The sequence below is a fragment of the Pantoea anthophila genome (assembly GCF_026104315.1).
Lineage (GTDB): Bacteria > Pseudomonadota > Gammaproteobacteria > Enterobacterales > Enterobacteriaceae > Pantoea > Pantoea anthophila.
The window spans coordinates 2620817-2643049 of record NZ_CP110473.1 but is presented as its reverse complement, the minus strand read 5'-3'; the positions used below and the strand labels follow the sequence as shown (position 1 = coordinate 2643049).

General features: G+C 55.9%; 17 protein-coding genes. 9 read left to right on the top strand and 8 right to left on the bottom strand.

Annotation, left to right across the window (positions count from 1 at the left end; genetic code table 11):
- Nucleotides 1–26: 26 nt before the first annotated feature.
- Nucleotides 27–248, bottom strand: a complete 222-nt coding sequence (gene cspD, locus OJ965_RS14795; protein ID WP_009091144.1) for a cold shock-like protein CspD — start codon at nucleotides 246–248, stop codon at nucleotides 27–29.
- Nucleotides 249–564: 316 nt separating this feature from the next.
- Between cspD and clpS the strand changes: the two genes are divergently transcribed.
- On the top strand, nucleotides 565–885 hold the full coding sequence (clpS, locus tag OJ965_RS14790) for an ATP-dependent Clp protease adapter ClpS (protein WP_003849318.1): 321 nt from the start codon (nucleotides 565–567) through the stop codon (nucleotides 883–885).
- Between the two features lie 52 nt (nucleotides 886–937).
- The gene (gene clpA, locus OJ965_RS14785) at nucleotides 938–3214 is read left to right on the top strand and encodes an ATP-dependent Clp protease ATP-binding subunit ClpA (protein WP_009091142.1); all 2277 of its coding nucleotides are present in this window, start codon (nucleotides 938–940) and stop codon (nucleotides 3212–3214) included.
- A gap of 86 nt (nucleotides 3215–3300) precedes the next feature.
- Here the strand turns inward: clpA and infA are convergent, their stop codons facing one another.
- From infA to trxB, 5 genes are all read right to left on the bottom strand, one after another.
- Entirely contained in the window at nucleotides 3301–3519 is a 219-nt protein-coding gene (gene infA / locus OJ965_RS14780; RefSeq protein WP_002211347.1) for a translation initiation factor IF-1, read from the bottom strand.
- Nucleotides 3520–3864: 345 nt separating this feature from the next.
- Nucleotides 3865–4557, bottom strand: coding sequence for a leucyl/phenylalanyl-tRNA--protein transferase (gene aat, locus OJ965_RS14775; protein ID WP_033736359.1), 693 nt, complete (start codon nucleotides 4555–4557; stop codon nucleotides 3865–3867).
- A gap of 33 nt (nucleotides 4558–4590) precedes the next feature.
- Entirely contained in the window at nucleotides 4591–6321 is a 1731-nt protein-coding gene (cydC, locus tag OJ965_RS14770; protein WP_265136662.1) for a heme ABC transporter ATP-binding protein/permease CydC, read from the bottom strand.
- Nucleotides 6321–8090, bottom strand: a complete 1770-nt coding sequence (gene cydD, locus OJ965_RS14765) for a heme ABC transporter permease/ATP-binding protein CydD (protein ID WP_265136660.1) — start codon at nucleotides 8088–8090, stop codon at nucleotides 6321–6323. Before cydD ends, cydC begins: the two co-directional genes overlap by 1 nt.
- Nucleotides 8091–8234: 144 nt before the next feature.
- On the bottom strand, nucleotides 8235–9200 hold the full coding sequence (gene trxB, locus OJ965_RS14760) for a thioredoxin-disulfide reductase (protein WP_265136658.1): 966 nt from the start codon (nucleotides 9198–9200) through the stop codon (nucleotides 8235–8237).
- Nucleotides 9201–9310: 110 nt separating this feature from the next.
- Between trxB and OJ965_RS14755 the strand changes: the two genes are divergently transcribed.
- From OJ965_RS14755 to OJ965_RS14725, 7 genes are all read left to right on the top strand, one after another.
- Nucleotides 9311–9544, top strand: a complete 234-nt coding sequence (locus tag OJ965_RS14755) for a hypothetical protein (RefSeq protein WP_140028290.1) — start codon at nucleotides 9311–9313, stop codon at nucleotides 9542–9544.
- 174 nt (nucleotides 9545–9718) lie between these two features.
- On the top strand, nucleotides 9719–10213 hold the full coding sequence (gene lrp, locus OJ965_RS14750; protein WP_006118610.1) for a leucine-responsive transcriptional regulator Lrp: 495 nt from the start codon (nucleotides 9719–9721) through the stop codon (nucleotides 10211–10213).
- Nucleotides 10214–10331: 118 nt separating this feature from the next.
- On the top strand, nucleotides 10332–13937 hold the full coding sequence (locus tag OJ965_RS14745) for a DNA translocase FtsK 4TM domain-containing protein (RefSeq protein ID WP_154927912.1): 3606 nt from the start codon (nucleotides 10332–10334) through the stop codon (nucleotides 13935–13937).
- Between the two features lie 177 nt (nucleotides 13938–14114).
- Nucleotides 14115–14726 (top strand): outer membrane lipoprotein periplasmic chaperone LolA, encoded by a 612-nt coding sequence (gene lolA, locus OJ965_RS14740; RefSeq protein ID WP_009091130.1) that lies wholly within the window; start codon nucleotides 14115–14117, stop codon nucleotides 14724–14726.
- Nucleotides 14727–14733: 7 nt separating this feature from the next.
- Nucleotides 14734–16077: a replication-associated recombination protein A gene (locus OJ965_RS14735; RefSeq protein WP_265136648.1), complete on the top strand. Its 1344-nt coding sequence runs from the start codon at nucleotides 14734–14736 to the stop codon at nucleotides 16075–16077.
- Between the two features lie 92 nt (nucleotides 16078–16169).
- Complete coding sequence (gene serS, locus OJ965_RS14730; RefSeq protein ID WP_058957459.1) at nucleotides 16170–17462, top strand: serine--tRNA ligase; 1293 nt, start codon at nucleotides 16170–16172, stop codon at nucleotides 17460–17462.
- 319 nt (nucleotides 17463–17781) lie between these two features.
- Nucleotides 17782–18933: an MFS transporter gene (locus OJ965_RS14725; RefSeq protein ID WP_009091124.1), complete on the top strand. Its 1152-nt coding sequence runs from the start codon at nucleotides 17782–17784 to the stop codon at nucleotides 18931–18933.
- A gap of 53 nt (nucleotides 18934–18986) precedes the next feature.
- Here OJ965_RS14725 and pflA read toward each other — a convergent pair whose 3' ends face one another.
- Together pflA and pflB are read right to left on the bottom strand one after the other, a co-directional pair.
- Entirely contained in the window at nucleotides 18987–19727 is a 741-nt protein-coding gene (pflA, locus tag OJ965_RS14720; RefSeq protein WP_009091122.1) for a pyruvate formate lyase 1-activating protein, read from the bottom strand.
- Between the two features lie 164 nt (nucleotides 19728–19891).
- On the bottom strand, nucleotides 19892–22174 hold the full coding sequence (pflB, locus tag OJ965_RS14715; protein ID WP_009091120.1) for a formate C-acetyltransferase: 2283 nt from the start codon (nucleotides 22172–22174) through the stop codon (nucleotides 19892–19894).
- Between the last annotated feature and the right edge of the window lie 59 nt (nucleotides 22175–22233).

Sequence of the window (22233 nt, the reverse complement as noted above, 5' to 3'; positions counted from 1 at the left end):
GTCCACCGTTCATAAGGGGAGAAGTGTCAGGCCACAACCTGCACCTCAACGGGGACGATGAGGCTGGCGTGATTGCCTTTCGGACCTTCATGAACATCGAACTGAACCTGCTGGCCTGCCTTTAGCGTTCGGTAGCCCTCCATCTGAATGGTGGAGTAGTGCGCAAAAATATCGTCGCCGCCTCCGATCGGACAGATAAAGCCAAAGCCTTTGGAATTATTGAACCATTTAACGGTGCCCGTCTCCATGCTTTTACTTCCCTCGCAAGACATTTTATAAGTAGGTGAGGTCTCAGACGCTGTGAGTCAGAGTTGATTAAAACTCAATCAGCCTGTGCAGGTAGAATGTAGAGAAAGCGCCGCTGGCGTCAAGCAAACCACCGGGCCAGGTGGGGAAAAAATCATCAAAATTTGAGGCAGTTAACGCTATTGCGAATTTTGTGATGCAGGTCGCGCGAGGAAATTTCTGAATAAATTTTCAGCAGCGGCCAGCGGCTTGACAGACATGTTAAACTCTCAGGATGTAGCGACGTAAAAGCTCAAAGCGAAATCTCAACGGAACACTATGGCAAACACAAACGACTGGCTTAATTTTGAACATCTGGCCGAAGACAAAGTACGCGAAGGGTTAAAGCCGCCTTCAATGTATAAAGTCATTCTGAATAATGACGATTATACACCTATGGAATTTGTTATTGACGTTGTACAAAAGTTCTTTTCTTATGATGTTGAACGTGCAACGCAGCTGATGTTGAAAGTTCACTATCACGGCAAGGCGATCTGTGGTGTATTTACTGCAGAAGTCGCCGAAACAAAAGCGGCCCAGGTGAACAACTATGCGCGGGAAAATCATCATCCGTTGCTGTGTACGCTGGAAAAAGCCTGAACACGTCTCCATATAGGAAACTGGTAAGGGCGATAATTGGGGGAGGTGCCTAATGCTCAATCAAGAACTGGAACTCAGTTTAAATATGGCTTTCGCCAGAGCGCGTGAGCACCGTCATGAATTTATGACCGTCGAGCATCTGTTACTGGCATTGCTCAGTAACCCGTCGGCCAGAGAGGCACTGGAAGCCTGTACGGTGGACCTTGTGGCTCTAAGGCAGGAACTCGAAGCCTTCATCGAACAAACCACGCCGGTGCTGCCCGCCAGCGAAGAGGAGCGTGATACCCAACCGACGCTCAGCTTCCAGCGCGTTCTGCAGCGTGCGGTTTTCCATGTCCAGTCATCCGGTCGCAGCGAAGTCTCCGGTGCGAATGTGCTGGTCGCCATTTTCAGCGAGCAGGAGTCGCAAGCGGCCTATCTGTTACGCAAACATGAAGTCAGCCGCCTTGATGTGGTGAATTTCATCTCTCACGGTACGCGCAAAGATGAGCCGGGCCAGGCGCCAGGCGCAGAAAATCCGGTTAACGAAGAGCAAGCAGGCGGGGAGGAGCGTATGGAAAACTTCACCACCAATCTTAATCAGCTTGCTCGCGTCGGTGGGATTGATCCACTGATTGGTCGCGATAAAGAGCTGGAACGTACCATTCAGGTGCTGTGCCGTCGCCGTAAAAATAACCCGCTGCTGGTGGGGGAATCCGGTGTCGGTAAAACCGCCATTGCAGAAGGTCTCGCCTGGCGCATCGAGCAGGGCGACGTGCCGGAAGTGATGAAAGAGTGCACCATCTACTCGCTGGATATTGGTTCGCTGTTAGCTGGCACCAAATACCGGGGTGACTTTGAAAAACGGTTCAAAGCGCTGCTTAAGCAGCTGGAGCAGGACGAACACAGCATTCTGTTTATCGATGAGATCCACACCATCATCGGTGCAGGGGCAGCGTCCGGTGGCCAGGTCGATGCGGCCAACCTGATCAAACCGCTGCTTTCCAGCGGCAAGATTCGGGTGATGGGTTCTACCACCTATCAGGAGTTCAGCAACATCTTCGAAAAGGATCGTGCGCTGGCGCGTCGTTTCCAGAAGATCGATATCACGGAGCCGTCTGTTGATGAGACCGTACAGATCCTGAATGGCCTGAAAACCAAGTATGAAGCGCATCACGATGTGCGTTATACCGCGAAAGCGGTGCGCGCCGCCGTGGAGCTGGCGGTGAAATATATCAATGACCGTCATCTGCCTGACAAGGCGATTGATGTCATCGATGAAGCGGGTGCGCGTGCGCGCCTGATGCCTGCCAGCAAGCGCAAGAAAACCATCAATGTCTCCGACATTGAAACCGTGGTTGCGCGTATTGCCCGTATTCCGGAGCAAAGCGTCTCTGCAACTGATCGCGATACGCTGAAAAATCTGGGCGACCGTCTCAAAATGCTGGTCTTTGGTCAGGACAACGCCATTGAGGCGCTGACCGAAGCGATCAAAATGAGCCGCGCAGGTCTGGGTCAGGATCGCAAGCCTGTAGGTTCCTTCCTGTTTGCCGGACCAACCGGTGTCGGTAAGACAGAAGTGACCGTGCAGCTGGCGAAAGCGCTGGGTATCGAGCTGCTGCGCTTTGATATGTCTGAGTACATGGAGCGTCACACCGTCAGTCGTCTGATTGGTGCGCCTCCGGGATACGTCGGCTTTGATCAGGGCGGTCTGCTGACGGATGCCGTTATCAAGCATCCTCATGCGGTGGTGCTGCTGGATGAGATTGAGAAAGCGCACCCGGATGTGTTCAACCTGCTGCTGCAGGTGATGGATAACGGTATGCTGACCGATAACAACGGACGCAAAGCGGACTTCCGCAACGTGGTGCTGGTCATGACCACTAACGCCGGTGTGCGTGAAACGGAACGTAAGTCGATTGGCCTGATTCATCAGGACAACAGCACCGACGCAATGGAAGAGATCAAAAAGATCTTTACGCCAGAGTTCCGTAACCGTCTCGACAACATCATCTGGTTCAGTCACCTGTCACCAGAGGTGATTCATCAGGTGGTCGACAAGTTTATTGTCGAGTTGCAGGCGCAGCTGGATGCCAAAGGCGTGTCGCTGGAAGTCAGTGATGAAGCCCGCGACTGGCTGGCGGAAAAGGGTTACGACAAGGCGATGGGCGCGCGTCCGATGGCGCGTACCGTGCAGGACAGCCTGAAAAAACCATTAGCCAATGAGCTGCTGTTTGGTTCGCTGGTGGATGGTGGCTCGGTATCCGTGGCGCTGGATCGTGAAAAAGGTGAACTGACCTATCACTTCCTGAGTGCGGAAAAACGGAAAACTGAAGGCACGGTGCATTAATCGCCTGCTGCAGATGTGAAAAAGGCCGGATAATTATCCGGCCTTTTTTTTCGCTGCAACCTGAAGGGCGGCGAAATTAATGTCTGTTAGCGACTACGGAAGACAATGCGGCCTTTGCTCAGGTCGTACGGGGTCAGCTCAACGGTCACTTTGTCGCCCGTCAGGATGCGGATGTAGTTTTTGCGCATTTTACCGGAGATATGAGCAGTAACCACGTGTCCGTTCTCAAGTTCTACGCGGAACATGGTGTTAGGTAACGTATCCAGTACGGTACCTTGCATTTCAATATTGTCTTCTTTGGCCATCGAATCCTCTGGGTGTACTACCTTTCAGTTGAACCGGCAAGATAATGCCCAATTCAACGATTTATGTAAAGAACCGTCGGCGATTTTGCCAACGCTTTGCCGGGGGTGCTCGTCAGTGGCGGGCATCCGGTAAAATTAGGGTGTTTATGTGGCGTCTGCGGGGGATTAGCGGGCTAAGAATCTGTATCAACCGGTTACACGCGCACGATTGAAAACAGTTCCGAGAGTGCGTTGAGATTCCCAGCCTGGCAATTCCGGCTCGTTATTGCGAAGCGCGGACGACATACCAAACCCGACTATTATACCACTTAACCGTCTTTATGTGTGCAAAACATCTCGGCGTGACTAAAAAAGGGTCTGGGTCTGCCAGCAGCCTTCGCTGACCGGCTGGCTGGCAAAGTTCTGGACATAGTGCAGATAGTCACTGCGGGGGATCTCCTGCGCGCCCAGCGAGGCGGTGTGCGGGTTAAGCACCTGGCAATCGACCAGACGCCCCTGATGGCGGATGAAATGCTGGCAAAAAACTAACAGCGCGGTTTTCGAGGCATTCTGCTGGCGGCTGAACATCGACTCGCCGCAGAAAATCTGCCCCATCGCCAGCCCATACATGCCCCCCACCAGCTGATGCGCGTCCCACACCTCAATGGAGTGGGCGTGGCCCAGCTCATAGAGTCGCAGCCAGGCGCGCTTCATTTCAAACGTGATCCAGGTGCCTTCTTCGCGTCCGCTGGCGCAACCCTCGATCACCTCGGCAAATGCCTCATTCATCGTGACGCGATAGGGCGACTGGTTATGGAAACGCTTCATGCTGCGGCTGAGATGGAACTGCTCAGGCAGAAGAACTGCGCGGGGATCGGGTGACCACCACAGGATAGGATCGCCGGACGAAAACCACGGGAAGATGCCGCGCTGATACGCATTCAGTAACCGGGCAGGGGAGAGGTCCCCCCCCATGGCCAGCAGGCCATTCGGCTCACGCAGTGCCATTTCAGGAGGCGGAAATTGCAGAGATTCCCGTGACAGTTGTATCAGTCTCATCGCGATAGGTTACTCATCAGCATTTCGCTAAGACTATAGCGCAATCCGTTGCCGGAAACGCCAGTAGCGACCCGCTTTTGAGATTAATTCGCAATGGCTGCCCTGTTCGACAATCGTCCCGTTGTCCATCACACAGATGCGATCCATCTTTTCCAGACCGCTCAGGCGATGGGTAATCATAATGACGGTTTTTCCGGCGGTCAGCTGCTGCAGCAGGGCGAGAATATGCTGTTCGGTGGTGGCATCCAGTCCTTCGGTGGGTTCATCCAGCAGCCAGAGATCGCCGTCGTGCAGTAATGCGCGCGCCAGCGCCAGCCGACGCAGTTCACCACCGGAAAGCGGCCGGCCGCCTTCGCCCATCCAGGCATTTAAGCCTTCCTGATTCTCCAGCAGGCGCTGCAGGCCAACCTGGTTCAGTACGTGATTCAGTTGCTCATCACTGGCATCGGGAGAGGCCAGCAGTAAGTTATCGCGCAGGCTCTGACTGAAAAGATGCACCCGCTGAGTAACCACACTGATGCGCTGGCGCAGTGCTGATTCTGACCAGGCGGCGATCGGCAGATCGTTCAGGCGGATATCACCCTGCTGGCTGTTCCAGCCGCGGGTCAGCAGCGCCAGCAGGGTGGATTTTCCGCAGCCGGTGGGCCCGAGTAGCGCAATGTGTTCACCCGCATCCACCTTAAGCGTAAATTGATCAAGCACCCGGTCTGGCCGATCGGGATAGCTGAAGTCGAGCCGATCGATATCGACCGTCAGGCTGCCGGGCCGGGCAGCGGAATGGGCCGGAAAGGTGATGGCAGGTGACTGTTCGATAATGTCACTGACCCGCTGAGCCGCGGTGGTCACCTGAGACATCGGCAGAAAGGCGCCCGCGACCGGAGCCAGCGCCTCAAAGGCTGCCAGCGCGCAAAACACGACCAGCGCAATCAGCGAGCCGGGGAGTTGCTGCTGACTGACTGTCGCAGCCCCAAGCCAGAGCAGAAGTGTAACCGTCACGCCGCTAATCAGCAGCAGCAGGCTCTGCGCCAGGGCCTGCAGACGCTGCTGCTGGCTTTGCGACTGCTGCCACTGCTGTTCATCCTCATCCAGTCGCTGACGCCACGCCGGCGACGCACCGTATAACGTCAGTTCTGCCTGCGCCGTCAGCCACTGCATCAGCTGTAAGCGCCAGCGGGCGCGGCCACGCGCAATGGCGACGCCCGCGGGCCGGCCCAGGCGATAAAAGAGCGCGGGCATCACGATCAGGGTGACCAGCATGATGCCGCCCAGCGTCAGGGCCAGCCCGATGTCGATGAAACTCATGCCCGTAGTGACCACCACGATGACCACCAGGGCACCGGTCAGCGGCGAAATGACGCGCAGATAGAGATGATCCAGCGTGTCCACATCGGCCACAAAGCGGTTGAGCAGATCCGCCTGCCGGAACCGCAACAGCTGGCCGGGCGAAAGCGCCATCAGACGGCTGAAGGTGTGGAGACGCAGATGCTGAAGCACCCGGAAAGTCGCATCGTGACTCACCAGGCGTTCCGCATAGCGCGCCGCCGTACGAATAATGGCGGCGCCCCGCACGCCGGCCGCAGGCAGCATATAGTTAAAGCTGTAGAGGCCTGCCACGCCTGCGACGGATGAGGCGGCCAGAAACCAGCCAGACAGGGTCAGCAGGCCAATACTCGCCAGCAGGGTCGCAATCGCCAGGACGATGCCCAGCGCGAGGCGAAAAGGGTGGCGGAGCCAGAGACGAAGAAAGGGGCGCAGGGCGGACATCAGCGGATCTCCTGTTGACGATGTTGCAGCATCTCACGAAAAGCACCGGGCTGTTGCGACAGCGCCTGCCACTCTCCCTGCTGCACCAGCTTACCCGCCTCCATAACCCAGAGGGTCTGCCAGCGGCTCAGCGTATCAATCTGATGGGTAATCATCAGCGTGGTCTGTCGGGAGGCCGCCTGATTCAGCGCTGCCATTACGTGACGTTCGCTGAGTGCGTCCAGGCTGGCAGCGGGTTCATCAAGCAGTAAAAAATGCGACCTTTTGTAGAGCGCGCGCGCGACGGCGACCCGCTGCGCCTGACCCACAGAGAGCAGCTGACCACCCTCGCCGGGGCGGGTCCCGATGCCGTCGGGCAGACGCGGCAGGAACTCATTAATTCCGCACGCCTCCAGCAGCGCGGCAAATCGTTCCGCCTCCCAGGCTGCATTCATCACGATGTTGTCACGGAGCGTGGCGGCCGGTAGCTGAGGGTTCTGTCCTACCCAGCTGAGCTGCTGATGCCAGTCCGCCCGCTGCAGATCGCGCAATTCAACCCCGTTAGCCCTGAGCGATCCCCGGTAAGGCAGGAAGCCGAGCAGGGCGTTCATCAGCGCCGTTTTGCCAGCCCCGCTCTGACCGACCAGCGCAATCTGCTCACCGGCGGCGATGGTAAACGTGAGCGGGCCACACAGTACCTGACCATCCGGGGCGCAGACTTCCAGCTGGTCGGCGGTCAGCGAGAGGGAGCGATCGGCCGTGAAGGGGCTCTGACCCTGCTGAGGTGTGGCGGCTGGCGTAGCCTGCATAAACGTTTCGAGTGCATCGGCAGCGCCTACCGCCTGAGCTTTCGCATGATAAAACGCGCCGAGATCGCGCAGTGGCTGAAAAAATTCTGGCGCCAGAATCAGTACCAGAAAACCGGCGAACAGCGTTACGCCGCGGCCATAGTCGCCGAAATGCAATTCGCCCAGATAGGAGAAGCCAAAATAGACTGCCACGACGGCAATCGCCAGGGAGGCAAAAAATTCCAGTACGGCGGAGGAGAGAAAAGCGAGGCGCAGCACTTCCATGGTGCGCTGGCGAAAATCGGTGGTGGCGTCTGCCACTGCCTGCTGCTCTGCTGCACCCCGATAGAAGAGTCGCAGCGTCTCCCGGCCGCGCAGGCGATCCAGGAAGTTACCGCTCAGACGCGCCAGCACCAGGAAGTTCCGCCGGTTGGCTTCAGCGGCGCCAATCCCCACCAGCGCCATAAACAGTGGAATCAGAGGGGCGGTGGCAAACAGGATCAGACCCGCGGTCCAGTTGAGCGGAAAAATCGTCAGCAGAATGCAGCAGGGGATCAGCACTGCCAGCGTCATCTGCGGCAGATAGCGTGCATAGTACTCCTGCATCTCTTCAATCTGTTCCAGCAGCAGGGTCGCCCAGCTACCGGCCGGTTTACCCTGAATCCACGCCGGACCCAGCCCGGCGAGCCGGTCCAGCACCTGCTGGCGTAACGCCTGACGGATCGCCTGCCCGGCACGATAGCCGGTCCGTTCACGGGCATAATTTATCAGGGCGCGCAGCACAAAGCAGAGCAGCAACAGCAGCAGGCTGGCCGTCACGGTTTCACGCGGCTGTTGCCCGATGATCAGCGTCTGAAGCAGTGAGGCCAGTAAACCTGCCTGGGCAATAATCAGCAGGGCACTGACGGTGCCCAGCAGCGTATTCAGGCGCAACCAGCGACCGCCGAAATGACGCTGCTGACGAAGCCAGCGGGTGAGATGCTGCTGCCGCGATTTATCCATGCGAGACCATGCTAAATGTCGATGATGGGGAGGAGAGGGAAAGGCATTTCCCTCCTTTCTGGCGCCAGAATCTAGCATGAGGGCAATAAAAAAGGCGACTGAAAAACCGTCGCCTGGAACATTTGAGATCAGCGGGTTAACAACTTACTGATCGTTTTTAACTAATCCATCAAGAAAACGCTCAGCGTCTAACGCCGCCATACAACCGGTGCCCGCAGAGGTGATCGCCTGGCGGTATGTGTGGTCCATCACATCACCTGCCGCAAACACACCCGGGATGCTGGTCTGCGTCGCGTTTCCGTGCAGGCCGGACTGCACTTTAATGTAGCCATTTTCCAGCGCCAGCTGTCCGTCGAAAATTGCGGTATTCGGGCTGTGGCCGATAGCGACAAACAGACCTGCCACATCCAGCGATTCGGTTTCCTCGTTCTGCGTCGAGCGCAGGGTCACCCCGGTGACGCCCATCTGGTCGCCGACCACCTCTTCCAGCGTGCGATGCGTGTGCAGCACGATATTCCCGTTGCGCACTTTCTCCATCAGACGATCAATCAGGATCTTCTCTGCACGGAAGCTGTCACGGCGATGGATCAGATGCACTTCAGACGCGATGTTCGCCAGGTAGAGTGCCTCTTCAACGGCCGTATTGCCACCACCAATCACGGCCACTTTCTGGTTGCGGTAGAAGAAACCGTCGCAGGTGGCGCAGGCAGAGACGCCTTTGCCTTTGAACGCCTCTTCGGAAGGCAGACCCAGGTAGCGCGCTGACGCACCCGTCGCAATGATCAGGGCGTCAGCCGTGTATTCGCCGCTGTCGCCGGTCAGACGGAACGGACGGTTCTGCAGATCAACGGTGTGGATGTGATCGAAAATGATCTCAGTATTGAATTTTTCGGCATGCTCATGCATACGCTCCATCAGTGATGGACCTGTCAGATCGTGCGGGTCGCCCGGCCAGTTCTCCACTTCAGTGGTCGTGGTCAGCTGTCCGCCTTTTTCCAGACCGGTGATCAGCACCGGGTTCAGGTTGGCGCGTGCAGCATAAACCGCTGCGGTATAACCCGCTGGGCCGGAGCCCAGAATGAGTAGCTTACTGTGTTTGGCCGTACTCATGCGTTCCTCAGTTTCATTCGGCTGACATAGCCTGCGATTGTAGGGAATATCCGGCAGCAATGACAAGGTTTAGGCAATTTTGTTAACGATAGCTGCAAGTGGCGTAGACGATGAATGGCAACTTTGCCTCTGCAATGCGCCAAAAGGGGGCAAAACTCCGCTTAAGCGGTGCAATAGCTGAAAAAACCTCATTTAAAAACAGTAACCCAGCGGTCTGTCTGGCATCTTGTCCTGAATTTGGTGATTTTACTTTGACAATCGCCTGCGCTTTTGCGAAAACATTATCAGAAGCGGATAACATTTATCGGAACAAAACAGGTTTTCATCGCCTGTTTTGCACTTAACGCCGAATAAAAGCAGCCTGGTATGGATAATGACGCATGATGTGGACAGACAGCATGCGTCATATCGATAAGTCTCACCCACAGGCTCTGTTAGCTCACTTCAAAAATGCCCCGAACAATGAGCGTTTTCAGGGTGTGGCAGGTAAAGGGAAGGAATGAAGAGAGACAATAATAATGGTAGATAATAAGAAACGCCCCGGGAAAGATCTCGACAGAATTGACAGGAACATTCTGAACGAACTTCAGAAAGATGGTCGTATTTCAAACGTAGAGCTTTCCAAACGCGTAGGATTATCGCCTACGCCATGTCTTGAGCGCGTGCGCCGTCTCGAACGTCAGGGATTTATTCTTGGCTACACCGCACAGCTGAACCCGCACTATCTTGATGCTTCTCTGCTGGTATTCGTTGAGATTACTCTGAATCGTGGTGCGCCGGATGTGTTTGAGCAATTTAACGCCGCTGTGCAAAAACTTGAGGAAACTCAAGAGTGTCACCTCGTTTCCGGTGATTTCGACTACCTGCTGAAAACGCGCGTTCCTGACATGTCTGCCTATCGTAAGTTGCTGGGTGAGACCCTGTTGCGCCTGCCGGGCGTAAACGACACGCGAACCTATGTCGTCATGGAAGAGGTCAAACAGAGCAATCGCCTGGTGATCAAGACTCGCTGATGCGGGGCAGGTGCAAAACCTGAGATATTTCGGTACACTCCTGTGAATTCATACAGGATCAGCGTCGGGCTTGCCCGACGCTGTTGCTTCTTACTTTACAGGCACCTGGAGAGTCCTCTTGAGCCAGGAATATACAGAAGATAAAGACGTTACGTTACAGTCGCTGAGCAGTGGACGTCGTCTGCTGGAAGCGTTGCTCATTCTGGTGGCGCTGTTTGCCATCTACCTGATGGTTTCACTGGTCAGTTTTAACCCTTCCGACCCGAGCTGGTCGCAAACGGCCTGGCATGAACCTATCCACAATATCGGCGGCAGCGTCGGTGCCTGGCTGGCTGACACCTTACTTTTCATCTTTGGTGTAATGGCGTACGCCATTCCGCCGGTTATCCTGGGTCTGTGCTGGATTGCCTTCCGTCAGCGCGATAATCAGGACTATTTTGACTACTTTGCTGTCGGGCTGCGCCTGATCGGCGTTCTTGCGCTGGTGGTCACCACCTGTGGCATGGCGGCACTCAACGCAGATGACATCTGGTACTTTGCCTCAGGCGGGGTGATCGGCAGCCTGGTGAGTAATGCCATCGCTCCCTGGTTCAGTCCGGCTGGCGGCACGCTGATGCTGCTCTGCGTCTGGGCGGCAGGTATCACGCTGTACACTGGCTGGTCATGGCTCACTATCGCCGAGAGAATTGGTGGGGTCGTGATGGGCGTTCTGACCTTTGCCAGCAACCGCTCCCGTCACGATGAACCCTGGCAGGAAGAGGATGAACAGGATTCGCGTGAGTATGATGACGCGCCTGTGCTGCATACCGGCGATCAGGATGATGATGTGCTGCTGTCTGCCCCCCGCAAAGCCGCTGAACCCTCACCGTCTGAGCAGGATCCGTTGCTGGCTAAAGCCGCCGCAGCCACCAGCGCGGGCGTCGCCACTACCGCAGAAGCAGCCGATGTGCTGCTGACTCCGGCTGCGCCTGTTGCAGCGGCAACGCCAGGAACGGCTGCGTCCGCGGCGCCTGCAGCCGTACCGCCATCAGCGGTGCATCCAGCAGCAGAAAGCCTGTCGGCCTCGCAGCAAGCTGCGCCTGTACAGCCGGCCCCGGCTCAGAGCGCCCCTGCTTATGCGGCAGCGTCTGCGCCGACGGCAACGCAGAGTGCATCTGCGCCTGCTGCCGCACCTCCGCTTTATCACTTTGAAATGCCTGACGAGGCGCCAGCGGTTCCGGCGTTCAGTGCCTGTGACGATGATGAGCCGAAAATGGGGAACTGGCGCGACACGCCGGTCAACCCTGTTGTGCCCGCCGCAACAGCCGCGGTCACCGCCGCTGCCGCCGCCTCCCGAACCGCGACGCGAACGGCCCCGGTCTTTGACCTGGCACCTGAAACGAATCTGAATCCGCAGGTTAAGCAGGGTATTGGCCCGGCATTGCCGCGTCCCAATCCGGTAAAACTGCCTACCCGCCGTGAGCTGGCCTCGTATGGTATTAAGTTACCTTCGCAGCGTATGGCTGAAGAGAAAGCGAAAGCGGAAAGCGCTGAATCGACTGCGGCTGCATCCGATCTTCCGACTCAGGAGGCTGAAGAAGCGCAGCAGCAGGCTGAACTGCGCCAGGCCTTCCAGTCTGAACAGCAGCAGCGGTATGGCGCCGGCTGGCAGCAGGATGATGAGGAAGAACAGGAGGCGCAGCAGCAGGCCGCCCTGGCGCGGCAGTTCGCCGAACAGCAGCAGCAGCGCTATGAACCGCAAGAGCGAAAAGAACCGGTCTTTAATCTGGATACCGCGTCAGCCTTTGATTTTTCGCCAATGAAAGATCTGGTTGATGAAGGCCCGTCTGAACCGTTGTTCACCATTGCCGCTACGCCGGAACCAGAAGCGCCGGCGGTTTCACATGAACCCTGGCAGCAGGTGCGTGAGGTGTCAGAACCGCAGGCTCCGGCTCAGGTTCCTGCTCCCCCACGCTATGCGCCAGCAGAGCCCGCCTATGCTCCGCCAGCGGCAACGCCTGAGCCGGATTATGCTGCGCCTGCTTACAGCGCCCCGGCCGCGCCTCAGGCTCCGACCCACTCTGCATCAGCCTACGCTGCGCCCGCTGCTCCTGCTTATCATGCACCGGCTGCGGACAATGCTGCGCCCGCTTATGGTTCGCCAGCGGCTCCGGTTCAGCCGGTTGAAGAAGCGAAGCTGTCACTGCATGACAGCCTGATCCACCCGTTCCTGATGCGCCATGAGCAGCCGCTGGAGAAACCTTCCACGCCGCTGCCTTCGCTGGATCTGCTGACCGCACCGCCGGAAGAGGAAGAGCCGGTAGATATGTTCTCGCTGGAGCAGACTGCCCGCCTGGTGGAGTCGCGTCTGGGTGACTATCGCGTCAAGGCGGAGGTGGTCGGCATTTCACCGGGGCCGGTCATCACCCGTTTCGAGCTTGACCTGGCGCCGGGTGTGAAAGCGGCACGTATCTCCAACCTGTCACGCGACCTGGCTCGCTCACTGTCGACAGTCGCGGTGCGTGTGGTGGAAGTCATCCCAGGCAAACCTTATGTCGGTCTGGAACTGCCTAACAAGCATCGTCAGACCGTCTATCTGCGTGAAGTGCTGGATTGTCCTAAATTCCGTGACAATACCTCTCCGCTGGCTGTGGTGCTGGGTAAAGACATTGCCGGTCAGCCGGTCGTCGCCGATCTGGCGAAAATGCCTCACCTGCTGGTTGCCGGTACGACCGGTTCCGGTAAATCGGTGGGCGTAAACGCCATGATCATCAGCATGCTTTATAAGGCGACGCCGGAAGAAGTGCGCTTTATCATGATCGACCCGAAAATGCTCGAACTGTCGGTCTATGAAGGCATTCCGCACCTGCTGACGGAAGTGGTAACCGACATGAAGGATGCGGCGAATGCGCTGCGCTGGAGCGTGGGTGAGATGGAGCGTCGCTACAAGCTGATGTCGGCGCTGGGCGTGCGTAACCTGGCGGGCTACAACGAAAAAGTTGAGCAGGCGGAAGCGATGGGACGGCCGATTCCTGATCCGTTCTGGAAGCCGGGTGACAGCATGGATATGACGCCGCCGGTGCTGGAGAAACTGCCTTACATCGTGGTAATGGTCGATGAGTTTGCTGACCTGATCATGGCGGTCGGTAAAAAGGTTGAAGAGCTGATTGCGCGCCTGGCACAGAAAGCCCGTGCTGCCGGTATTCACCTGGTGCTGGCCACACAGCGTCCTTCTGTCGATGTTATTACCGGTCTGATTAAAGCGAACATCCCGACACGTATCGCCTTTACCGTTTCCAGCAAAATTGACTCGCGCACCATCCTCGATCAGGGTGGCGCAGAGTCGCTGCTGGGTATGGGTGACATGCTCTACATGCCGCCAAACTCCTCAATACCGATTCGTGTTCATGGCGCGTTTGTTCGCGACCAGGAAGTGCACGCGGTGGTTCAGGACTGGAAAGCGCGTGGCCGTCCGCAATATATCGAAAATATTACGGCGGGCGAAGAGAGCGAAAGTGCCGGTGGAATGGAAAGTGATGAAGAGCTGGATCCGCTGTTTGATCAGGCTGTCAGCTTTGTCATCGACAAACGCCGCGCGTCGATTTCAGGCGTGCAGCGTCAGTTCCGCATCGGCTATAACCGCGCGGCACGGATCATTGAACAGATGGAAGCGCAGGGTATCGTCTCTGCACCCGGACACAATGGCAACCGTGAAGTGCTGTCGCCACCGCCACACGATATGTAACGGTTAACAGGTTGTAACACGTCTTAATGAGCCAGTTCCGACTGGCTCATTGTTTTTATGCGGTTTATCCCCCATATCTGAATCAGCTTTCGGTTTTTTCCTCTATCCTGATGGCGGAACGGCGACCAGGCTTAAAGCAGTCATCGATGGGAACGTTTAAATAAGGAATTGAAGCAGATGAAATTACGCGTAATCGCTCTGGGCCTGTTGGCCACCTTTGCATCAGCCAGCGTGCTGGCTGATGCATCCAGTGATCTGCAACAGCGCCTGAATAAGGTCAGCAGCTTCCACGCCAGTTTCACACAAAAAGTCACGGACAGCAGTGGCGCCAGCGTGCAGGATGGTGAAGGCGAGCTGTGGGTCAAGCGTCCCAGCCTGTTTAACTGGCATATGACCGCCCCGGACGAAAGCATCATCATCTCTGACGGCAAATCGCTGTGGTTCTACAACCCGTTTGTTGAACAGGCGACGGTCAGCCTGCTGCAGAATGCGACGAGCAACACGCCGTTTATGCTGATTGCCCGCAACCAGTCCAATGACTGGAAGCAGTACAACATCAAACAGCAGGGCGACAATTTCGAACTGACGCCGAAAAGCAGTGACGGCAATCTGAAACAGTTTACGATTCAGGTAACGCCTGGCGGAACCATCAATCGCTTCAGCGCGGTCGAACAGGATGGGCAGCGCAGCGATTATCAGCTGAAAAGTCAGCAAAATGGTGCAATCAGCCCGGACAAATTCACGTTCACACCGCCAAAAGGCGTGACGGTGGACGACCAACGTCAGTGAGGTCACGGTGAGTAACCTGTCCCTGGATTTTTCCACCGAAAATTTCAAACCTCTGGCCGCGCGTATGCGGCCAGAAACGTTGAAACAGTACATTGGTCAGCAACATCTGATGGGTGCCGGTAAACCGCTGCCGCGTGCCATTGAGGCAGGGCACCTGCACTCCATGATCCTCTGGGGACCCCCCGGAACCGGCAAGACCACGCTGGCTGAAATCATTGCGCACTATGGCAATGCCGATGTGGAGCGTATCTCAGCCGTGACCTCCGGGGTTAAAGAGATCCGGGAGGCCATTGAGCGTGCCAGGCAGAATAAGCAGGCCGGGCGGCGGACGATCCTGTTTGTGGACGAGGTGCACCGGTTCAACAAAAGCCAGCAGGATGCTTTTTTACCCCACATCGAGGATGGCACCATTACTTTTATTGGTGCCACCACAGAAAACCCCTCTTTTGAACTCAACTCGGCATTGCTGTCACGCGCCCGCGTCTATCTGCTGAAATCCCTGACGCTGGAAGATATCGAGCAGGTGCTGGATCAGGCGATGCTGGACAAGGCGCGCGGCTACGGCGATACAGATATTGTCCTGCCGGACAACACGCGCAGAATGATCGCTGAGCTGGTGAATGGTGATGCGCGTCGGGCACTGAACACGCTGGAGATGATGGCGGATATGGCTGAAACCACCGCATCCGGCCAGCGGGAGCTCACGCCTCAGTTGCTTAATGAAGTGTCTGGCGAGCGTTCGGCGCGTTTCGACAACAAAGGTGACCGCTTTTACGATCTGATTTCGGCGCTGCACAAATCCGTGCGTGGCTCTGCGCCTGATGCGGCGCTCTACTGGTATGCACGTATTATCACCGCCGGGGGCGATCCGCTCTATGTGGCGCGCCGGTTACTGGCTATCGCCTCTGAGGATGTCGGCAATGCCGATCCGCGCGGGATGCAGGTCGCTATTGCCGCGTGGGACTGTTTCACACGCGTAGGCCCGGCAGAAGGGGAGCGCGCCATTGCACAGGCGATTGTTTATCTGGCCTGCGCACCGAAGAGTAATGCCGTTTATACCGCCTTCAAGGCCGCCATGCGGGATGCCCGTGACCATCCGGATTTTGATGTGCCGGAACATCTGCGCAACGCGCCAACGAAGCTGATGAAAGAGATGGGGCTCGGCAAAGAGTATCGCTACGCCCATGATGAAACCAACGCCTATGCCGCAGGCGAAGTCTATTTCCCGCCGGAACTGGCTGACGCGCGCTATTACCGTCCAACCCAGCGCGGGCTTGAGGGCAAGATTGGCGAAAAGCTAAGCTGGCTGGCTGAACAGGATCAAAATAGCCCGACAAAACGCTACCGCTGAAACAGACGTTACGGTAATGTGGGCAATGTTTTCAACGCATTCCACCGGAGTGCGTCCCTTCTTTCAACCAACTTTTTAAACACAGGATAAGCATGCTCGATCCCAATCTGCTGCGTAACGAGCCAGACGCAGTCGCAGAAAAACTGGCACGCCGGGGATATAAACTGGATGTGGAAACGCTGCGTTCGCTGGAAGAGCGTCGCAAGGTCCTGCAGGTAGAAACAGAGAATTTGCAGGCAGAGCGTAACTCCCGATCCAAATCCATCGGTCAGGCCAAAGCCCGTGGGGAAGATATCGAGCCGCTGCGTCAGGAAGTGAACGCGCTGGGCGAACGCCTGGATGCCGCAAAAGCAGAACTGGATGAACTGCAGAATCAAATCCGTGACTTTGCGCTGGCACTGCCGAACATTCCGGCAGACGAAGTGCCGCTGGGTAAAGATGACAGCGAAAACCAGGAAGTTAGTCGCTGGGGAACCCCGCGTCAGTTTGATTTCCAGGTTAAAGATCACGTTGAGCTGGGTGAAGCAGCCAAAGGCCTGGATTTTGCGGCCGCCGTAAAACTGACCGGTTCGCGCTTTGTCGTGATGCAGGGACAGATTGCCCGCCTGCACCGTGCGCTGAGTCAGTTTATGATTGACCTGCACACTGAGCAGCATGGCTACCTGGAAACCTATGTGCCTTATCTGGTTAACCACGAAACGCTTTACGGTACCGGACAGCTGCCGAAATTTGGCGAAGATCTGTTCCACACCCGCCCGCTGGAAGAGGAGTCAGACAGCAGCCACTATGCCTTGATTCCGACTGCAGAAGTGCCGCTGACTAACCTGGCGCGTGACGAAATCCTCGAAGAGGAGAGCCTGCCGGTCAAACTGACCGCGCATACGCCGTGCTTCCGTTCTGAAGCGGGTTCGTACGGCCGTGATACCCGCGGTCTGATCCGTATGCACCAGTTCGATAAAGTGGAAATGGTTCAGATTGTCAGCCCGGAGCAGTCGATGGATGCGCTGGAAGAGCTGACAGGGCATGCCGAGAAAGTGTTGCAGTTGCTGAACCTGCCTTATCGTAAGGTTTTACTCTGCACCGGGGACATGGGCTTTGGATCGACCAAAACCTACGATCTTGAAGTGTGGTTACCGGCTCAGAACACCTATCGTGAAATCTCCTCCTGTTCGAACATGGGCGATTTCCAGGCGCGTCGTATGCAGGCGCGTTGCCGCAATAAACAGGATAAGAAACCACGGCTGGTTCATACCCTGAACGGCTCTGGGCTGGCTGTAGGCCGTACCCTGGTTGCGGTGCTGGAAAACTATCAGCAGGAAGATGGCCGTATTATTGTGCCTGAGGTTTTACGCCCGTATATGAATGGCGCTGAGATCATTGGCTGAGCAAGCCTGACGGACTAAACCCGGCGCCAGCCGGGTTTTTTTATGCCCACAGTTTTAACTATCCTGCCTGATTATCGTCAAATGAATCACAAATAAACGTTATCGACAGCAGATGGGCCGTAATGCTTAAAAATCTGTATTTTCATAGGGATAGCATTTGAGTTCCTGATGCCCTGTCGGATTGTAACCCACTGAAGATTAGTAAATTAAATGGTTGAGCAGCAAAATGTGCTGCTGATAAATGGCACCCATTGACTTTAAAAAAGCCAGTGGCAAACTGCGCGCAATTTCCCTTTATCTGTTCTGGTTTCGATCCCCTATGTCAACCTGGTCACGCCCTGTGATTTTGCTGCTTTGCGGCCTGATGTTAATGACCGTAGCCATCGCCGTACTGAATACGCTGGTTCCACTGTGGCTGACCCATGACTTACTGACAACCTGGCAGGTGGGCATCGTAAGCTCCTCTTATTACACCGGTAATCTCGCAGGCACGCTGCTGGCTGGCTGGTTGATCAGACACTACGGATTTAATCGCAGCTATTACCTGGCAACCGGACTCTTTGCTGTCGCCACGCTTTGCCTTGCGACTCTTGAAGGCTTCTGGGCATGGAGTTCGCTGCGCTTTATTGCGGGCGTGGGCTGTGCGCTGATGTGGGTGGTGGTTGAGAGTGCGCTACTCTGCAGCGGAACGGTGCGTAACCGCGGCCAGCTTCTGGCAGCCTATATGATCGTCTACTACCTGGGCACGGTGGCCGGTCAGTTGCTGGTCAGCAGACTCTCAACAGAGTTGCTGAGTGTGATCCCCTGGGTCACGTCGCTGGTGTTCTGCGCGGTACTGCCGCTGGTCTTCACCCGCGTCTCCGCCAGCGCTGAAGCGGCAGAGCCCGTACCGGCCCGCATCTGGCCTATGCTTCGTCGCCGCAGTTCGCGCCTTGGCATCAATGGCTGCATTATCTCTGGTATCGTCTTAGGTTCACTTTACGGTCTGATGCCGCTTTACCTGTCGCATCAGGGAATGAGTGATGCTCACGTGGGCTACTGGATGGCGTTACTGGTCAGTGCCGGGATTGTGGGGCAGTGGCCCATCGGTCGTCTGGCTGACCGCTTTGGTCGCATGCTGGTGCTACGGGTGCAGGTCTTTGTGGTTATCCTGGGGGCGATGGCGATGCTGGCCAATGCCGCAATGGCACCGTCGCTGTTTGTGCTCGGCCTCGCGGGCTTTACGCTCTATCCGGTGGCGATGTCCTGGGCCTGTGAGACGGTGTCACACCATGAGCTGGTTGCCATGAATCAGGCGCTGCTACTGAGTTATACCGTCGGCAGTCTGGCGGGACCGGCGATGACCTCTGTTCTGATGCAGAATTACTCTGATCGCTCACTGTTTATCATGATTGCGACGGTGGCGCTGATCTATCTGGTAATGCTGCTGCGTAAAGCGAATCATCATGCCACGCCAGTGGCGCATGCCTGATCGCGGAGTAACAAAAAGGGAGCCACTGGCTCCCTTTTCTGGCATTAAATGGCTTAGTACATGACTTCGTGTCCGTAGCTGGCAAGAATATTTTTTACCCGCTCCATTGTCTCTTTCTTGGGCGGCTTCACGCCATCCAGTTTGTACTCTTCCCCCATCGCAATCCATTTGTGCTTACCCAGTTCGTGGTAAGGCAGCAGTTCAATCTTCTCAACATTCTCCATGTCGCGAGTGAATTCACCCAGCCGGTGCGCAGTATCATCATCGTCGGAATAACCAGGCACCACGACAAAACGAATCCAGGTGCGTTTGCCTTTTTTCTGCAGGTAGCGGGCAAAGTCCAGCGTGCGATGATTCGACACGCCCACCAGAATCTGGTGGATATCGTCATTCATCTGCTTGAGGTCGAGCATCACCAGATCGGTCACGTCGAGCAGTTCATCGATCACCGGATCATAACGGCGGACAAAACCGTTGGTGTCGAGACAGGTATGAATGCCTTCCGCCTTGCAGGCACGAAACCAGTCGCGCACAAACTCAGCCTGAAGAATGGCTTCGCCTCCGGATGCCGTGACGCCACCGCCAGAGGCGTTCATAAAATGGCGATAGGAGAGCACATCCGCCATCAGGGCCTCGACGCTGATCTCTTTGCCACCATGGGTATCCCAGGTATCTCGATTGTGACAGTAAAGGCAGCGCATCAGGCAGCCCTGGAAGAAGGTAATGAAGCGGATGCCGGGACCATCGACGGTGCCGCAGGATTCAAATGAGTGGATACGACCGTTAACTGACATTGCGATGTTTTCTCCAGTGAGTCTGCCGTAACAGACGGCGCAATCTCTGTTGCGCTCAGGGCAAAAAATCGATTCTGGTGGACACCTTCACAGAGACGACCACCAGAACAGACTTTTAAATAAAAGGCTCCGCGAGGAGCCTTTTCAAGCGGGTAGGGCGGTGATTACAGTGACTGAGTAAAGGTACGGGTAATCACATCCTGCTGCTGCTCTTTAGTCAGCGAGTTAAAGCGAACAGCATAACCGGAAACGCGGATGGTCAGCTGTGGATACTTCTCAGGATGCTCCATCGCGTCCAGCAGCATTTCACGGTTCATCACGTTAACGTTAAGATGCTGACCGCCTTCGATGCTGGCTTCATGATGGAAGTAACCATCCATCAGACCGGCAAGGTTGGTTTTCCGCACGTTATCATCTTTACCCAGCGCGTTCGGCACGATGGAGAAGGTGTACGAGATACCATCTTTCGCATAGGCAAACGGCAGTTTCGCAACGGAGGTTAGTGACGCTACCGCACCTTTCTGGTCGCGACCGTGCATCGGGTTAGCACCTGGTCCGAACGGTGCACCAGCGCGGCGTCCATCCGGGGTGTTACCGGTTTTCTTACCATATACCACGTTTGACGTAATGGTCAGGACAGACTGAGTCGGCACGGCATTGCGATAGGTGGTCAGCTTCTGGATTTTCTTCATAAAGCGTTCAACCAGATCGCAGGCCAGGTCATCCACCCGCGGATCGTTGTTACCGAACTGCGGATATTCACCTTCGATATCGAAGTCAATTGCCAGGCCGTCTTCATCACGGATAGGTTTCACTTTGGCATATTTAATCGCGGAAAGTGAATCCGCCGCTACAGAGAGTCCCGCAATACCGCATGCCATGGTGCGATAGACGTCCCGGTCGTGTAAGGCCATCAGTGCCGCTTCGTAGCTGTACTTGTCATGCATGTAGTGAATGATGTTCAGCGAGGTCACATACTGTTTTGCCAGCCAGTCCATGAAGTGATCCATACGCTCCATGACGGTGTCGAAATTCAGCACGTCGTCGCTGATTTTGTCGCCTTTCGGGCCCACCTGCATTTTCAGTTTTTCATCAACACCGCCGTTGATTGCATAGAGCAGTGTTTTCGCCAGGTTGGCTCGCGCGCCAAAGAACTGCATTTGTTTGCCGACAATCATCGGGCTGACGCAGCAGGCAATGGCGTAGTCATCATTGTTGAAATCCGGACGCATCAGGTCATCGTTCTCATACTGCAGGGATGAGGTGTCGATAGAGACCTTCGCGGCAAATTTCTTAAAGTTAATCGGCAGTTTCTCTGACCACAGAATGGTCATGTTCGGCTCGGGTGACGGTCCCATGGTGTAGAGGGTGTTCAGGAAGCGGAATGTGCTTTTTGAGACCAGTGTACGGCCATCAACACCCATACCGGCCAGGGATTCAGTGGCCCAGATTGGGTCGCCTGAGAACAGCTCATCATATTCAGGTGTACGCAGGAAGCGGACCATGCGCAGTTTCATCACCAGATGGTCGATCAGCTCCTGGGCCTGTTCTTCTGTCAGCTTACCGGCTTTAAGGTCACGCTCAATGTAGACATCCAGGAAGGTGGATACGCGACCAAAGGACATCGCAGCACCATTCTGTGATTTCACGGCGGCCAGATAGCCGTAGTAGGTCCACTGTACCGCTTCGGCAGCGTTGGTGGCCGGGCCGGAAATATCGTGGCCATATTTTGCCGCCATCTCTTTGATCTGCGCCAGCGCACGGTGCTGATCGGAAATCTCTTCACGCAGACGAATCGTTGCTTCGAGATTTACGCCATTCTCCAGATCGTTCTGCAGTGAGGTGAACTGTGCGAATTTATCCGCCATCAGGAAATCGATGCCGTAGAGCGCGACACGACGATAGTCACCGATGATACGTCCGCGACCATACGCGTCCGGCAGACCGGTCAGAATACCGGATTTACGGCAGCGCAGGATGTCGGGTGTATAGACGTCGAACACACCCTGGTTGTGGGTTTTACGGTATTCGGTAAAGATTTTTTTCAGTGAAGGATCAAGCTCACGGCCATAAACTTTGCATGAGCCTTCCACCATTTTGATGCCGCCGTAAGGAATAATGGCGCGCTTCAGAGGGGCTTCAGTCTGCAGACCTACGATTTTTTCCAGTGGCTTGATGATGTAGCCAGCGTCGTGTGAGGTGATGGTTGAAGCAAGATCGGTGTCAAAGTCGACAGGCGCGTGGGTGCGGTTCTCAATTTTGATCCCTTCCAGCACGCTTTCCCACAATTTGGTAGTGGCTTCAGTTGCACCCGCCAGGAATGACTCATCACCTTCATAAGGGGTGTAGTTCTTCTGAATGAAATCGCGCACGTTGACGCTATTCTGCCATTCGCCTTCAGCAAATCCTTCCCATGCTGTGGCCAGTTTTGCATTAAGTTCGGTCATACTATACCTGCCTTAGATGAAGAGACTGTTACGGTCAGGCACAGCGGATGGGCTGTGCC

Coding starts and splice junctions, on each gene's coding strand:
- lolA (WP_009091130.1), top strand. CDS start 14,115: ATGAAATTACGCGTAATCGCTCTGGGCCTGTTGGCCACCTTTGCATCA.
- pflA (WP_009091122.1), bottom strand. CDS start 19,727: ATGTCAGTTAACGGTCGTATCCACTCATTTGAATCCTGCGGCACCGTC.
- OJ965_RS14755 (WP_140028290.1), top strand. CDS start 9,311: ATGAATGGCAACTTTGCCTCTGCAATGCGCCAAAAGGGGGCAAAACTC.
- cydD (WP_265136660.1), bottom strand. CDS start 8,090: ATGGATAAATCGCGGCAGCAGCATCTCACCCGCTGGCTTCGTCAGCAG.
- lrp (WP_006118610.1), top strand. CDS start 9,719: ATGGTAGATAATAAGAAACGCCCCGGGAAAGATCTCGACAGAATTGAC.
- OJ965_RS14725 (WP_009091124.1), top strand. CDS start 17,782: ATGTCAACCTGGTCACGCCCTGTGATTTTGCTGCTTTGCGGCCTGATG.
- trxB (WP_265136658.1), bottom strand. CDS start 9,200: ATGAGTACGGCCAAACACAGTAAGCTACTCATTCTGGGCTCCGGCCCA.
- cydC (WP_265136662.1), bottom strand. CDS start 6,321: ATGTCCGCCCTGCGCCCCTTTCTTCGTCTCTGGCTCCGCCACCCTTTT.
- serS (WP_058957459.1), top strand. CDS start 16,170: ATGCTCGATCCCAATCTGCTGCGTAACGAGCCAGACGCAGTCGCAGAA.
- infA (WP_002211347.1), bottom strand. CDS start 3,519: ATGGCCAAAGAAGACAATATTGAAATGCAAGGTACCGTACTGGATACG.
- aat (WP_033736359.1), bottom strand. CDS start 4,557: ATGAGACTGATACAACTGTCACGGGAATCTCTGCAATTTCCGCCTCCT.
- clpA (WP_009091142.1), top strand. CDS start 938: ATGCTCAATCAAGAACTGGAACTCAGTTTAAATATGGCTTTCGCCAGA.
- clpS (WP_003849318.1), top strand. CDS start 565: ATGGCAAACACAAACGACTGGCTTAATTTTGAACATCTGGCCGAAGAC.
- pflB (WP_009091120.1), bottom strand. CDS start 22,174: ATGACCGAACTTAATGCAAAACTGGCCACAGCATGGGAAGGATTTGCT.
- cspD (WP_009091144.1), bottom strand. CDS start 248: ATGGAGACGGGCACCGTTAAATGGTTCAATAATTCCAAAGGCTTTGGC.